This is a genomic window from Pseudomonas schmalbachii, assembly GCF_017589465.1.
In the GTDB taxonomy this organism is placed as follows: Bacteria; Pseudomonadota; Gammaproteobacteria; order Pseudomonadales; family Pseudomonadaceae; genus Pseudomonas; species Pseudomonas schmalbachii.
This window is the reverse complement of the sequence record NZ_JAELYA010000003.1, coordinates 460397-473391: the sequence shown is the minus strand read 5'-3', so window position 1 is coordinate 473391 and position 12995 is coordinate 460397. Positions and strand designations below refer to the sequence as shown.

General features: G+C 66.3%; 15 protein-coding genes. 12 read left to right on the top strand and 3 right to left on the bottom strand.

Going from position 1 to position 12995, the window contains the following annotated elements; translation table 11 throughout:
• Positions 1-21 precede the first annotated feature (21 nt).
• A complete protein-coding gene (locus tag JFY56_RS10930; RefSeq protein WP_208313678.1) occupies positions 22-324 on the bottom strand; it encodes an EscU/YscU/HrcU family type III secretion system export apparatus switch protein in 303 nt (100 codons plus the stop codon).
• Positions 321-1853, bottom strand: a complete 1533-nt coding sequence (gene fliK, locus JFY56_RS10925; protein WP_208313677.1) for a flagellar hook-length control protein FliK — start codon at positions 1851-1853, stop codon at positions 321-323. Before fliK ends, JFY56_RS10930 begins: the two co-directional genes overlap by 4 nt.
• A 134-nt stretch (positions 1854-1987) precedes the next feature.
• Here fliK and ccmA point away from each other — a divergent pair, with 134 nt between their 5' ends.
• The 12 genes from ccmA to JFY56_RS10865 all read left to right on the top strand — a co-directional run bounded on the left by ccmA (position 1988) and on the right by JFY56_RS10865 (position 12331).
• A complete protein-coding gene (ccmA, locus tag JFY56_RS10920; protein WP_208313676.1) occupies positions 1988-2674 on the top strand; it encodes a cytochrome c biogenesis heme-transporting ATPase CcmA in 687 nt (228 codons plus the stop codon).
• A complete protein-coding gene (gene ccmB / locus JFY56_RS10915) occupies positions 2667-3338 on the top strand; it encodes a heme exporter protein CcmB (protein ID WP_208313675.1) in 672 nt (223 codons plus the stop codon). The genes ccmA and ccmB overlap by 8 nt, the downstream gene beginning before the upstream one ends.
• Before the next feature lie 62 nt (positions 3339-3400).
• On the top strand, positions 3401-4147 hold the full coding sequence (locus JFY56_RS10910) for a heme ABC transporter permease (protein WP_208313674.1): 747 nt from the start codon (positions 3401-3403) through the stop codon (positions 4145-4147).
• A complete protein-coding gene (gene ccmD / locus JFY56_RS10905) occupies positions 4144-4320 on the top strand; it encodes a heme exporter protein CcmD (protein WP_208313673.1) in 177 nt (58 codons plus the stop codon). Before JFY56_RS10910 ends, ccmD begins: the two co-directional genes overlap by 4 nt.
• Positions 4317-4793, top strand: coding sequence for a cytochrome c maturation protein CcmE (gene ccmE / locus JFY56_RS10900; RefSeq protein WP_208313672.1), 477 nt, complete (start codon positions 4317-4319; stop codon positions 4791-4793). The genes ccmD and ccmE overlap by 4 nt, the downstream gene beginning before the upstream one ends.
• A gap of 2 nt (positions 4794-4795) precedes the next feature.
• Entirely contained in the window at positions 4796-6769 is a 1974-nt protein-coding gene (locus tag JFY56_RS10895; RefSeq protein WP_208313671.1) for a heme lyase CcmF/NrfE family subunit, read from the top strand.
• 2 nt (positions 6770-6771) lie between these two features.
• Positions 6772-7314: a thiol:disulfide interchange protein DsbE gene (gene dsbE, locus JFY56_RS10890; RefSeq protein ID WP_208313670.1), complete on the top strand. Its 543-nt coding sequence runs from the start codon at positions 6772-6774 to the stop codon at positions 7312-7314.
• Positions 7311-7796, top strand: a complete 486-nt coding sequence (gene ccmH, locus JFY56_RS10885; protein ID WP_208313669.1) for a cytochrome c maturation protein CcmH — start codon at positions 7311-7313, stop codon at positions 7794-7796. The genes dsbE and ccmH overlap by 4 nt, the downstream gene beginning before the upstream one ends.
• On the top strand, positions 7793-9007 hold the full coding sequence (gene ccmI / locus JFY56_RS10880) for a c-type cytochrome biogenesis protein CcmI (RefSeq protein ID WP_208313668.1): 1215 nt from the start codon (positions 7793-7795) through the stop codon (positions 9005-9007). The genes ccmH and ccmI overlap by 4 nt, the downstream gene beginning before the upstream one ends.
• Positions 9008-9025: 18 nt before the next feature.
• The gene (locus JFY56_RS10875; protein ID WP_208313667.1) at positions 9026-9445 is read left to right on the top strand and encodes a hypothetical protein; all 420 of its coding nucleotides are present in this window, start codon (positions 9026-9028) and stop codon (positions 9443-9445) included.
• Between the two features lie 260 nt (positions 9446-9705).
• On the top strand, positions 9706-10422 hold the full coding sequence (locus tag JFY56_RS10870; protein ID WP_208313666.1) for a lipoate--protein ligase family protein: 717 nt from the start codon (positions 9706-9708) through the stop codon (positions 10420-10422).
• 97 nt (positions 10423-10519) lie between these two features.
• Positions 10520-12331, top strand: a complete 1812-nt coding sequence (locus JFY56_RS10865) for a monovalent cation:proton antiporter-2 (CPA2) family protein (protein ID WP_208313665.1) — start codon at positions 10520-10522, stop codon at positions 12329-12331.
• Positions 12332-12356: 25 nt separating this feature from the next.
• Here the strand turns inward: JFY56_RS10865 and JFY56_RS10860 are convergent, their stop codons facing one another.
• Entirely contained in the window at positions 12357-12977 is a 621-nt protein-coding gene (locus JFY56_RS10860; protein ID WP_208313664.1) for an MFS transporter permease, read from the bottom strand.
• Positions 12978-12995 lie beyond the last annotated feature (18 nt).

Below are 12995 nucleotides of genomic sequence, written 5' to 3'. Positions count from 1 at the left end.
CGGGCTATTCCTGCCCGGTACTCATCCCTCGAATATCTGCCCTGATGTCGTCTCGACAGCAGGGCTCTTGCCCTTCAGATACCACGCAAAGGCGATGATTTCGGCGATGGTGCGATACAGCGCCTCGGGAATCGCTTCGCCAAGTTCCAGGCGGGCCAGCAGGCGCACCAGGTCGGCATTCTCGTAGATCGGCACTTCGTATTCGCGGGCGATGGCGAGGATGGCCTCGGCCAGCTCGTCGTCACCCTTGGCGCTCAGCGTAGGCGTGTTCTGCCCATCGTAGGCGAGGGCGATGGCTTGGCGAGGTGCGTTCGACGGGTTCATGCGTTTTCATCCACCCAGTGCTGTTCCACGGCCGTGCGCTGGCTGCGTGGCGGTTTGCCCTGGCTGCAGGACAACTGGTTGACGGTGAGGCCGGCGTCGTCAAGACGCTGACGCAAATGTCCAAGCTCGCCTTCGATCAGGCGGACCGTGCTGTCGAGTTCGGCCCAGATGCGGCTGGAAAGCGCTCCCTGGGCCAGGCAGGCCTGGACCTGCAGGGGGCCGAGAGTGTCCAGGTCGAAGGCCAGTTCAAGGTGCCAGAGGATTTCCCCCTTCTGCTCCCGGTCTTTCTGTCTTTGTTCCTCCTGGATGCGCACCTGTATCGGCACCAGCGAGCGTTGCTGGCGCAGCGGGATCTCCATCTGCCAGGTATTCAGCAGGGTGCCGTCCGGCAGCGTTTCGCTCTGCGCCAGGCTGCTCAACTGGTGAGTCTGCAGACGTGCCAGGGCGGCGCTGGCGAGCTTGAGCAGCGCTTCCAGGCCGCCGTCATCTCTTGGGTCGAGGATCAGGCGGCCGGGCAGGGGGAATCCGCCCTCTTCCGCACGGGCGCCGGGCACGCCGAATACGCTTCGGGCAAGGGCTGGCAGCGCGTGCTCCGGGGCGAAGGGTTGGCCATTGCCGGGAAGGGCAGGAGTGGCAGTTCCCAATGCGGGCAGCAACTGGGCAACCAGGCGCAGCAGATTGGCCTTGAAGTCGCCTTGAGCGGCGAGGCCCTGCAATAGTCGGGCTTCGAGGAAGCCGCCGCTGCGCTGCAGTGCCTGTGCCAGCCCGTCGGGATCGCTGAGCTGGCGGGCGTCCGGCAGGCCGGCAAGCAGGCTGTCGACGGCGGTCCTCAGTCCTTCCGGCAGGTCCGATCCCTGTTTCAGTCCCTGCAATGCATCGAACAGTGCCGGCAGCGCGGCCTGGCGGCTCTGCTGGCTGGCCAGTTGGCGGGCCAGGTCGAGACGTTCGAGACGGCTGGAAAGCGGCATGAAACGCAGCATCTGGCTGGCCTGCACCTGGGCGCTGAGCAGGCTGCCAATCGGCAGCGGGTGTGCGGAGTCCAGGCTGAGCTGGCGTCCGGCGAGCGGGGTGTTCAGTACGCGCAGCAGAATCCGGTATGCCGGCTGACGCGCCTCGGCCTCGTCCAGTGGCTCGCTGGAAAGCACCTTGCCCTGCAGCAGGGTACCGGCGGGCACCTGTTCCAGGTCGATCTCACTCAGTGGCGGCGCGCTGTTCGAGGTGAGCAGGGTGGCGGCGAGGCTGGTTGGCGACAGGGCGGCGATGTTCAGGCTGCTGCCCTGGGGCAGGGCGCGCGGGCTTTCCGCAGTGGCCAGGGCCTGACGGCCGTCCGCCAGGGTCAGGCGCAGCAGCAACTGGAAGCTGACCTGCGCCTCTTTCACCGCCAGCACTTCGGCCTTTGCGCTCTGCCCGGGCGGCAGCAGCTCGCCAAGGCTGCGGGCGAGCCGCAGCGTCAGCTCCGCCGACGGCTGGCTCGCGCGTGGCGACGTGCTGGGCGGGAGTGGCGGGGTGGCGCCAATCGCACTTGGCATACTGGGTTACAACCTGTTGAAAAGCTGACTTCGGGCTCAGGGCGGGGCGTGTATAATGCCGCCCCGTCCGGCAGGCGGCCGCCCCTGCTCTTTGTAGCGGCCCGGCAAGCGCCGACTTTAGTCCTATTTATCCGATGGGTTCCGATGCCTTGACCAGCCCGCTTCTCGAAACCGTGGCGCTCGCCTGCGAGCGGGACTGGCGCATGCTCTTCGACCGTCTCGACATGCGTCTGGCGGCCGGCGAAATGCTGCAGGTGGCAGGCCCTAACGGCAGCGGCAAGACCAGCCTGCTGCGCCTGCTCTGCGGGCTGATGCAGCCGACCGCTGGCGTGGTGCGGGTGAACGGAAAGCCACTGCAGGAGCAGCGCGGCGAACTGGCGCGCATCCTCCTGTGGATCGGCCATGCCGCCGGCATCAAGGGGCTGCTCACCGCCGAGGAAAACCTCGCCTGGCTGTGCGCCCTGCACCGTCCGGCCAGCCACGAGGCTATCTGGCAGGCACTGGCGGCCGTCGGCCTGCGCGGATTCGAGGACGTTCCCTGCCACACCCTGTCCGCCGGCCAGCAACGTCGCGTGGCCCTGGCGCGCCTGTATCTCGATCCGCCGCCGCTGTGGATTCTCGACGAACCCTTCACCGCCCTCGACAAGCAGGGCGTGGCCCAGCTTGAAGAGCATCTGGCGCAGCACTGCGAGCGCGGCGGCCTGGTGGTGCTGACCACCCACCATACCCTGGAGCGCATGCCTGCCGGCTATCGCGCCCTCGACCTCGGCCAGCATGGACGCGAAGTGGCCCGGCAAAGCGCGGAGCGCGTGCATGAGTAACGTCTTCACCCTGCTGCTTTCCCGCGAAGCGCGCCTGCTGTTCCGCCGGCCGGCGGAGCTGGCCAATCCGCTGGTGTTCTTCGCCATCGTCATCGCCCTGTTCCCGCTGGCCGTAGGGCCGGAAAGCCAGATGCTGAAGACCCTGTCGCCGGGCCTGGTGTGGGTCGCGGCGCTGCTTGCGGTGCTGCTGTCGCTGGACGGCCTGTTCCGCAGCGATTTCGAGGACGGTTCGCTGGAGCAGTGGGTCCTTTCGCCGCACCCTCTGCCTCTTCTGGTGCTGGCCAAAGTGCTGGCACACTGGCTGATTTCCGGGCTGGCGCTGGTGCTGCTCGCCCCGCTGTTCGCTCTCATGCTCGGGCTGCCGGGACGCTGCCTGCCGGTGCTGCTGCTCTCGCTGCTGCTGGGAACGCCGATCCTCAGCCTGCTCGGCGCGGTCGGCGCAGCGCTGACCGTTGGCCTGAAGCGCGGCGGCCTGCTGCTGGCGCTGCTGATCCTGCCGCTTTACATACCGGTACTGATTCTCGGCAGCGGTGCCCTGCAGGCTTCGCTGCAAGGCCTGCCGACCGCCGGGCACCTGCTCTGGCTGAGCAGCCTGACGGCGTTAGCATTGACGCTGACGCCCTTTGCCATCGCCGCCGGCCTGAAGATCAGCGTCGGCGAATGAAGTGCTTGCCGGACCGCGGACGGTACCGGCGGCTGTATAAAGAGCCCTGAATACAGAGCCTGATGATGAACTGGACTTGGTTTCACAAGCTTGGGTCACCCAAGTGGTTCTACGAGATCAGCGGACGCTGGCTGCCCTGGTTCGCCATTGCCGCGTTGCTGCTGATGGTCACCGGCATCGTCTGGGGGCTGGCCTTCGCGCCGCCGGATTACCAGCAGGGCAACAGCTTCCGCATCATCTATATCCATGTGCCGGCGGCGTTCCTCGCCCAGTCCTGCTACGTGATGCTGGCGGTGGCCGGCGCCATCGGCCTGATCTGGAAGATGAAGATCGCCGACGTCGCCGTGCAGTGCGCCGCGCCGATCGGCGCCTGGATGACCTTCGTCGCGCTGGTCACCGGGGCCATCTGGGGCAAGCCGACCTGGGGCGCCTGGTGGGTCTGGGACGCACGCCTGACTTCGATGCTGATCCTGCTGTTCCTCTATTTCGGCGTCATCGCCCTCGGCCAGTCGATCAGCAACCGCGACAGCGCGGCCAAGGCCTGCGCGGTGCTGTCCATCGTCGGCGTGGTGAACATCCCGATCATCAAGTACTCGGTGGAGTGGTGGAACACCCTGCACCAGCCCGCCACCTTCACCCTCACCGAGAAGCCGCCGATGCCGCCGGAGATGTGGATTCCGCTGCTGTTGATGGTCGCCGGTTTCTACTGCTTCTTCGCCGTCGTTCTGCTGATGCGCATGCGCCTCGAGGTGCTCAAGCGCGAATCGCGCTCGTCCTGGGCGAAGGCTGAAGTGGAGCGCGCGCTATGAGTTTCCAGTCGTTCGGCGAGTTCATCGCCATGGGCCATCACGGTCCCTATGTGTGGTCGGCATACGCCATCAGCCTGGCGGTGCTGGCGATCAACGTCGCTTCGCCCCTGTTGGCACGGCGGCGTTACCTGCAAGAAGAGGCGCGTCGTCTGCGCCGGGAGGCCAAGAAGTGAATCCGGTCCGCAAGAAGCGCCTGTACATCGTTCTCGCCATCGTCGCCGGCGTTGGTATCGCCGTGGCGCTGGCGCTTTCCGCGCTGCAGCAGAACATCAACCTGTTCTACACCCCGACCCAGATTGCCAATGGCGAGGCGCCGCAGGATACCCGCATCCGCGCCGGCGGCATGGTCGAGAAGGGCTCGCTGACGCGTTCGGCCGACTCGCTGGACGTCCAGTTCGTCGTCACCGACTTCGCCAAGTCCGTGACAGTCAGGTACCGCGGCATCCTGCCGGACCTGTTCCGCGAAGGGCAGGGCATCGTCGCCCTCGGCAAGCTCGACGCCAACGGCGTGCTGACAGCCGACGAGGTGCTGGCCAAGCACGACGAGAAATACATGCCGCCGGAAGTGACCAAGGCGCTCAAGGACAGCGGCAAGATGGGCGAGTATGAAGCCGGCAGTAGCGGCGCAGCGCAGGGGAGCAACTGAGCATGGTTCCCGAACTCGGTCATCTCTCGCTGATCCTCGCCCTGTGCATGTCGCTGGTGATGTCCAGCTTCCCGCTGATCGGCGCCTGGCGCGGCGACCGCCAGTGGATGAGCCTGGCGCGCCCGGCGGCCTGGGGGCAGTTCAGCTTCCTGCTGTTCGCCTTCGCCTGCCTGGCCTGGGCGTTCCTGCATGACGACTTCTCCGTCGCCTACGTGGCGAGCAACTCCAACAGCGCGCTGCCCTGGTACTACAAGTTCAGCGCCGTCTGGGGCGCCCACGAGGGCTCGCTGCTGCTGTGGGCGCTGATCCTTGGCGGCTGGACCTTCGCCGTGTCGATCTTCTCCCGCCAGTTGCCGGAAGTGATGCTGTCCCGCGTGCTGGCGGTGATGGGCATGATCAGCACCGGCTTCCTGCTGTTCCTGATCATCACTTCCAACCCGTTCACCCGCCTGCTGCCGCAGTCGCCAGCCGACGGCAACGACCTCAACCCGCTGCTGCAGGACCCGGGCCTGATCATCCACCCGCCGATGCTCTACATGGGCTATGTGGGCTTCTCGGTGGCCTTCGCCTTCGCCATCGCCGCGCTGCTCGGCGGTCGCCTGGATGCCGCTTGGGCGCGCTGGTCGCGGCCGTGGACCCTGGTCGCCTGGACCTTCCTCGGCATCGGCATCGTGCTCGGCTCCTGGTGGGCCTACTACGAACTGGGCTGGGGCGGCTGGTGGTTCTGGGACCCGGTGGAAAACGCCTCGTTCATGCCCTGGCTGGTCGGCACCGCGCTGATCCACTCGCTGGCGGTGACCGAGAAGCGCGGCGTGTTCAAGAGCTGGACCGTGCTGCTGGCCATCGCGGCGTTCTCGCTCAGCCTGCTCGGCACCTTCCTCGTGCGTTCCGGCGTGCTGACCTCCGTTCACGCCTTCGCCTCCGACCCGGAGCGCGGAGTGTTCATCCTGGCCTTCCTGCTGGTGGTGGTCGGCGGTTCGCTGACCCTGTTCGCCCTGCGCGCGCCGGTGGTCAAGAGCCAGGTCGGCTTCGCCCTGTGGTCGCGGGAAACCCTGCTGCTGCTGAACAACGTGGTGCTGGTGGTGACCGCCTCGATGATCCTGCTCGGCACCCTCTACCCGCTGGTGCTGGATGCCCTCAGCGGCGCCAAGCTGTCGGTCGGCCCGCCGTACTTCAACGCGCTGTTCGTGCCGCTGATGGCGGTGCTGATGCTGGCCGTGGCGGTTGGCGTGATCGTGCGCTGGAAGGACACCCCGACCCAATGGCTGCGCAGCATGCTCACCCCGGTGCTGATCGGCAGTGCCGTGCTTGGCGGCGTCGGCACCTTCGTTTATGGCGACTTCCACTGGGAAGTGCTGGTGGTGTTCCTGCTGGCGGCCTGGGTAGTGCTGGCCGGCGTGCGCGATTTCTTCGACAAGGTCCGGCACAAGGGCGTGATCGCTGGCGCGGCCGGCCTGAACCGCAGCTACTGGGGCATGCAGCTGGCGCACCTGGGCGTCGCTGTGTGCGCCATCGGTATCGTGCTGACCAGCCAGTTCAGCGCCCAGCGCGACATGCGCATGGCGCCGGGCGAGTCGATCGAGCTGGCTGGTTACCAGTTCCGCTTCGAGGGCACCCATCACTTCGAGGGGCCGAACTTCACCTCCGACAAGGGCACCGTGCGGGTGACCCGTGATGGCGAGGAAGTCACCGTGCTGCATCCGGAGAAGCGCATGTATACCGTGCAGCGTTCGATGATGACCGAGGCCGGCATCTACGGCAGCCTGACCCGCGACCTCTACGTTGCTCTCGGCGAGCCGCTGGACAACGGCGCATGGGCGGTGCGCGTGCATATCAAGCCGTTCGTCCGCTTCATCTGGCTGGGCGGTCTGCTGATGGGCTTCGGCGGCCTGCTGGCGGCACTCGACCGGCGCTACCGGGTGAAAGTGAAAACACGTGTGCGTGAGGCGCTGGGCCTCGCCGGACAGGGAGCCTGAGTGTGAAGCGTGCGATCCTGCTGTTGCCGCTGGCGATCTTCCTGATCGTCGCGGTATTCCTCTTCCGCGGTCTCTGGCTCGACCCCAGCGAGCTGCCGTCGGCGCTGATCGGCAAGCCGTTCCCGGCATTCTCCCTGCCGAGCGTCACCGATCCGGCGAAGACCGTGACCGAGGCCGACCTCAAGGGTCGTCCGGCGCTGGTCAACGTCTGGGGCACCTGGTGCCCGACCTGCCGCGTCGAACATCCGGTGCTGACCCAACTGGCCGAACAGGGCGTGGTGATCTACGGGGTCAACTACAAGGACGACAACGCCGCTGCGCAGAAGTGGCTGAACGACCTGCACAATCCCTACCTGCTGAACATCCGCGACGAGCAGGGCACCCTCGGTCTCGACCTCGGTGTGTACGGCGCGCCGGAGACCTACATCATCGACAAGGACGGCATCATCCGGCACAAGCTGGTCGGTGCGGTGGACGAGCAGGTCTGGCGCGAGCAACTGGCGCCGATCTATCAGGGACTGGTTGACGAGGCGGCTGGCAAATGAAGCGCCTGCTCGCCACCTTCGCCCTGAGCCTGGCCCTGTGCGGCGTCGGCCAGGCGGCAATCGATACCTACGAATTCGCCAACGATGCCCAGCGCGAACGCTTCCGCGACCTGACCACCGAGCTGCGTTGCCCGAAGTGCCAGAACCAGGATATCGCCGACTCCAATGCGCCGATCGCCGCCGACCTGCGCAAGCAGATCTTCGAGCAGTTGCAGCAGGGCAAGAGCAACCAGCAGATCGTCGACTACATGGTTGCCCGCTATGGCGAGTTCGTCCGCTACAAGCCGGCGATCAACGAGCGTACCTGGCTGCTCTGGTTCGGCCCGGCCGCGCTGCTGCTGTTTGGGGTGGTGGTCATCGGCGTGATCGTGGTCCGCCGTCGGCGCCCGACCGGTGCCAGTTCCGCCACCCTGTCCGCCGAGGAGCAGGCGCGTCTCGCCGCACTGCTGAAAAACGAAACCCTGGATAACCAAGACAAATGATCGATTTCTGGCTCGCCGCCGGCCTTCTGCTGCTGGTTGCCCTGGCTTTCCTGCTGATTCCGCTGCTGCGTGGCCGTCGCGCCCAGGCCGAGGAAGACCGCACCGCCCTCAACGTCGCCCTGTACCAGGAGCGCCTCGACGAACTGGCCGCCCAGCGTGACGCAGGCACTCTCGATGCCGCGCAGTTCGAAGCCGGCCGCGCCGAGGCCGCCCGCGAACTGCTGGCGGATACCGAAGGTGCCGGCGAAGACCGCCGCACCCGTCTCGGCCGCGCGGCGCCGCTGATCGCTGCGGTGCTGTTGCCGATCCTGGGTCTTGGTCTCTACCTGCACTGGGGCGCCAGCGACAAGGTGGAACTGGCCCGCGAGTTCGCTACTGCGCCGCACTCCATGGAAGAAATGACCGCGCGTCTGGAGCGCGCCGTACAGGCCCAGCCGGATTCTGCGGAGGGCTGGTATTTCCTCGGCCGCACCTACATGACTCAGGAGCGCGCGGAGGATGCCGCCCGGGCCTTCGAGCAGGCGGCGCGTCTCAGCGGTCGCCAGCCGGAAGTGCTCGGCCAGTGGGCCCAGGCGCTGTATTTTGCCGGCGACAAGAAGATGAGCGAGCAGGTGCGCGCGCTGGCCGACGAGGCGCTGAAAGGCGACCCGGAAGAGGTCACCACCCTCGGCCTGCTCGGCATCGCCGCCTTCGAGGACGCCAATTACGCCGGTGCGGTGAAGTACTGGGAGCGTCTGGTCACCGTGCTGCCGGCGGACGATCCGTCGCGGTCGGCACTCCAGGGTGGCATCGAGCGCGCCCGCGAGCGTATGGCTGCCCGGGGCGAAACCCCACCACCCGCCAGTCAGCCGGCCGTGGCTGCTTCCGGGGTGACGCTGAAGGTCAAGGTCGATCTCAGCGATGCGGTGAAGGGGCAGGTCCAGCCCGATGACTCGGTGTTCGTCTTCGCCCGTGCGGTCAGCGGTCCGCCGATGCCGCTGGCGGTGAAGCGCCTGAAGGTCGCTGACCTGCCGAGCGAAGTGGCGCTCAGCGATGCCGACGCGATGATGCCGCAGCTCAAGCTGTCCAACTTCCCGCAGGTGCAGCTCGTCGCCCGGGTGTCCCGCGCGGGCAATGCCACTGCCGGCGAATGGATCGGTCGCAGCCAGCCGCTGTCTATTGCCAACGCGGGCGAGCAGGCAGTGACCATCGACAGCCCTGACCAGCGTTAACCGACAGAGGGGTGAAGGATGAAGGCGAGAATCCTGGCGCTCGGCGCCTTGCTGGCATTGGGTGGTTGCGTGGTGCAACCGCCGCAGCCGTCGCAGCCGGAAACCCCTCCGCCAGCCGTGCCACCGACGAAACCGAGCGTCGGCACGCCGCCGGGCAAGACGCCGCCGCGCACCGTCATCACGCCGCAGCCGTCGCCGCGCCCGGCGCAGTCCAACCGTCCCACCCAGTTCGCCCCGCCGCCGGGCGGCAACGGTCGCTGGGACGCTAGCCTGGGTGTCTATGTGATCCAGGGGCAGAAGGACCTGTACTACCGCCAGCGCACCTACTATCGCTGGGATGATGGCTGGTACTGGGGCGTCAGTCCGCAGGGTCCGTGGACCGCAACCGACAGCAGTGGGATTCCGCCGGGGCTTACCCGTCGGCACGCGGCGGATTGACGTTCTGCCGTAAAACATTCCCTCACCCTAACCCTCTTCCGGAGGGAGAGGGGACTGTCTGGAGCTGCCGGTTGGCACGGCGCACATCCCGATGCCGTTGTGCCCCCTCTCCCTCCGGGAGAGGGCTGGGGTGAGGGGTCAGCCCTGCCAATCTCACCCCGGGTCGCATTCCCCATCTGCCTATCCTCGATTAGCCGCATTGCTCGCAAGGCGTGCGGCGGGCATAGTCCCTTTCCTGCAAGCACGAAGGAGCCGAGGACATGAGCGAGAAGGTTCTGCGACTGGCGGCTGATGATGGCCTGGATGCCGAACGGGCTGCGCTGGATGAGGTGTTCTCCGGGCGCAGCGATGGCCGCTTGCTGTTCTGGCGCCCCGAGCGCAATGCCCTGGTGATGCCGCGCCGCCTGAGCCGGCTGGCAGGTTTCGCCGAGGCCGAGGCGCTGTGTCGCGACCGTGGCTGGCCGATTGCCCTGCGCGATACCGGTGGCGAGCCGGTGCCGCAGTCTCCCGCCGTGCTCAACGTCGCACTCGCTTATGCCGTACCGCTGGCCGACAACGAACAGACACGCATCGAAACCGCCTATCTGCGCCTCTGCCAGCCGCTGTGCGACTGGCTGGTGGCGATGGGGCTGGATGCGGGGCTGGGGGAGGTGGATGGCGCCTTCTGCGACGGCCGCTACAACGTCAACATCGGCGGTCGCAAACTGGTCGGTACCGCGCAGCGCTGGCGCCGGCGGCACAGCGACGGGCGCTACGTGGTGCTCGCTCACGGCGCCATTCTCATGGAAAACCAGCGTGAGGAAATGGTCGAGGTGGTCAATGCTTTCTACCAGGCCTGCGCGCTGGAGGATCGTTGCCGGGCGAGCAGCCACATCGCGCTGGACGAGCATTCCGCGGCGCCCTGGCAGCAGGTCGAGGCACTGGTCGGGCATTTCCGCCGCCATCTGCTGGACCAGGGGCTGTCCCTGGACGCCTGACCCAGCCGACTTTTTCCATTCGAAGACAGGATTGCCGATGACGTGTTTCCCCGCGAGTTCCCCTCTGGCTGCGTACTGCGCGGAGGGGGACTGAGTCATGCACGAAGACAGCTACCTGACCTCAGCGGTCGTATTCATGCTCGCGGCCGTATTCATGGTGCCGCTGGCCAAGCGCCTGCAGTTGGGGTCGGTGCTTGGCTACCTGCTGGCCGGTGTATTGATCGGTCCGTCGGTGCTGGGGCTGATCAGCAACCCGGGGAGCGTTTCCAACCTGTCCGAGCTGGGCGTGGTGCTGCTGCTGTTCATCATCGGTCTGGAGCTGTCGCCCAAGCGCCTGTGGGTGATGCGCCGGTCGGTATTCGGTGTCGGTTTGCTGCAGGTGTTGCTCTGCGCGGCGGCGATTGGTGTGGTGGCCCTGTTCTTCGGTCTGCCGCGCAACACCGCGGTGGTGGTGGGAGGTGGCCTGGCGCTGTCGTCCACAGCCTTCGGTCTGCAGATTCTCGCCGAACGCAAACAGCTGACCGCACCCTACGGCCGGCTGGCCTTCGCCATCCTGCTGTTCCAGGACATCGCGGCGATTCCGCTGATCGCCATGATTCCATTCCTTGGTGCGCATGCCGATGAAACCGTGCCCGGCGGCGATCTGGCTCACCTGCTGGAGGTCGTCGGCAGCATCGCCGTGGTGGTGATCGGCGGACGCTACCTGCTGCGGCCGGTGTTCCGTACCGTGGCGAGAACCGGGCAGTCCGACCTGTCCACGGCTACCGCGCTGCTGGTGGTGGTGGGAACCGCCTGGCTGATGGAGGTGGCGGGCGTATCCATGGGGCTTGGCGCCTTCCTCGCCGGTGTGCTGCTGGCCGACTCGGAATATCGCCACGAACTGGAATCGCAGCTCGAACCGTTCAAGGGCCTGCTGCTCGGGCTGTTCTTCATCGGCGTGGGGATGAGCGCCGACCTCAGTCTGCTGGGCAGCGCACCGCTCACCGTGATCGGGCTGACGCTGCTGCTCATCCTGCTGAAGCTGCCGCTGATCTACTGGGTGGGCCGCTTGGTTGGCGGGCTGGACAAGGGCGGTGCGCTGCGTCTCGGCCTGGTGCTGGCGGCTGGCGGCGAGTTCGCCTTCGTGGTGTTCAAGCTCTCGCTGGCCGAAGGTCTTCTGAGTGCCGCCCAGCACGACATGCTGGTGCTGACCATCACCCTGTCGATGGCCCTGACACCGCTGATGGTGTTGTTCGCCGCGCGGATGGCCAGGAACATTCCGGCGGCGCCCCAGCCCGAGCCGCCCGCCGAGTACCGGCAGATCGTGACCGACGAACCGCGCGTGGTGATCGCCGGCATGGGCCGCATGGGGCAGGTCATCGCCCGGATTCTGCGCGCCCAGGGGGTGCCGTTCGTGGCGCTCGACACGTCGGTGGACGCCATCGAGTTGCAGCGCAGCTTCGGCGGCATGCCGATCTACTACGGCGATCCGTTGCGCCCGGAGATATTGCGTGCGGTGAAGGTGGACAAGGCCGAGTTCTTCGTGGTCGCCACCAACAACCCGGAAACCAACATGGAAACCGCCCGCCTGGTGCGCAGGATGTACCCGCACGTGAAGGTCATCGCCCGGGCGCGCAACCGCCAGCACGTCTATCACCTGCTGGACATGGACGCCAAGCCGGTCCGCGAGACTTTCCATTCCAGCCTGGAGATGAGCCGGATGATCCTGCTCGGCATCGGCTTGAGCGAAGAACAGGCGCAGGCGCGCATTCGCCGCTTCAAGCAGCATGACGAGGAGGTGCTGATGGCCCAGTACGCCGTCTACGACGACGAACAGGCGGTCGTGCAGACCACCCGCGAGGCGCGGGCGGATCTGGAAAACCTGTTCGCTGGCGACCTGCAGGAGCAGGAGGGCGTCGGAAAGCCCTGAAATCCGTCAGGTTGCAGTGCTGCTCTCAGGCCTGCAGTTCAGGGAAAGCTTCGATGCCGTAACCCAGCAGAACGAGCAGCCAGAGCACGATGCCGAGTACGATGAACAGCATGTTGAGGCCGGACATCCCGGAGTTGCGTTCCCCCTGGGGATCGCCGCTGGCGAGATTGACCTGGCGCTGGATGCTGAGCATGGGGTATAGCGGCGACAGCAGGAACAACAGGCTGGCGAAGGAATACAGCGACAGTCCGGTGTAGCGATCGGCGACCTCGCTCAGTCCGTTGGACAGGATGGTCAGGATCACCACTTGCCAGGCATCGCCGCGGTGATTCCAGGCGGGGTGTCCATTCTGTTCAAGAGACTGGTTGATTCGTGCGCATAGCGAGTGGGTGAAGAACACATAGAACAGGCCGCGTGCGGCCGGCACGATGCGCTTCGGCAGCATGGCGGCGCGCTGCAAATCCCACTGTTTATAGAACCAGAAGACTCCGTACAGGCCGAATGTCGCCAGATACAGGAGAGCCATCTTGCTCAGCGAGGTGACGAAGAATGCCCCTTCCTCTTGCTGCACAGGTTCGACGAGGTTGGCTTCGGGAGTCTTGTAGAGGTTTTCCATCATGCGTCCGATGCGTGGGGGATTGCCCATAAGAGTCCCAGTGTAATG

Excerpts from the sequence above, each read along its gene's own strand:
- JFY56_RS10930 (WP_208313678.1), bottom strand. The coding sequence starts at position 324 with ATGAACCCGTCGAACGCACCTCGCCAAGCCATCGCCCTCGCCTACGAT.
- fliK (WP_208313677.1), bottom strand. The coding sequence starts at position 1,853 with ATGCCAAGTGCGATTGGCGCCACCCCGCCACTCCCGCCCAGCACGTCG.
- ccmA (WP_208313676.1), top strand. The coding sequence starts at position 1,988 with ATGGGTTCCGATGCCTTGACCAGCCCGCTTCTCGAAACCGTGGCGCTC.
- ccmB (WP_208313675.1), top strand. The coding sequence starts at position 2,667 with ATGAGTAACGTCTTCACCCTGCTGCTTTCCCGCGAAGCGCGCCTGCTG.
- JFY56_RS10910 (WP_208313674.1), top strand. The coding sequence starts at position 3,401 with ATGATGAACTGGACTTGGTTTCACAAGCTTGGGTCACCCAAGTGGTTC.
- ccmD (WP_208313673.1), top strand. The coding sequence starts at position 4,144 with ATGAGTTTCCAGTCGTTCGGCGAGTTCATCGCCATGGGCCATCACGGT.
- JFY56_RS10895 (WP_208313671.1), top strand. The coding sequence starts at position 4,796 with ATGGTTCCCGAACTCGGTCATCTCTCGCTGATCCTCGCCCTGTGCATG.
- ccmH (WP_208313669.1), top strand. The coding sequence starts at position 7,311 with ATGAAGCGCCTGCTCGCCACCTTCGCCCTGAGCCTGGCCCTGTGCGGC.
- ccmI (WP_208313668.1), top strand. The coding sequence starts at position 7,793 with ATGATCGATTTCTGGCTCGCCGCCGGCCTTCTGCTGCTGGTTGCCCTG.
- JFY56_RS10875 (WP_208313667.1), top strand. The coding sequence starts at position 9,026 with ATGAAGGCGAGAATCCTGGCGCTCGGCGCCTTGCTGGCATTGGGTGGT.
- JFY56_RS10870 (WP_208313666.1), top strand. The coding sequence starts at position 9,706 with ATGAGCGAGAAGGTTCTGCGACTGGCGGCTGATGATGGCCTGGATGCC.
- JFY56_RS10865 (WP_208313665.1), top strand. The coding sequence starts at position 10,520 with ATGCACGAAGACAGCTACCTGACCTCAGCGGTCGTATTCATGCTCGCG.
- JFY56_RS10860 (WP_208313664.1), bottom strand. The coding sequence starts at position 12,977 with ATGGGCAATCCCCCACGCATCGGACGCATGATGGAAAACCTCTACAAG.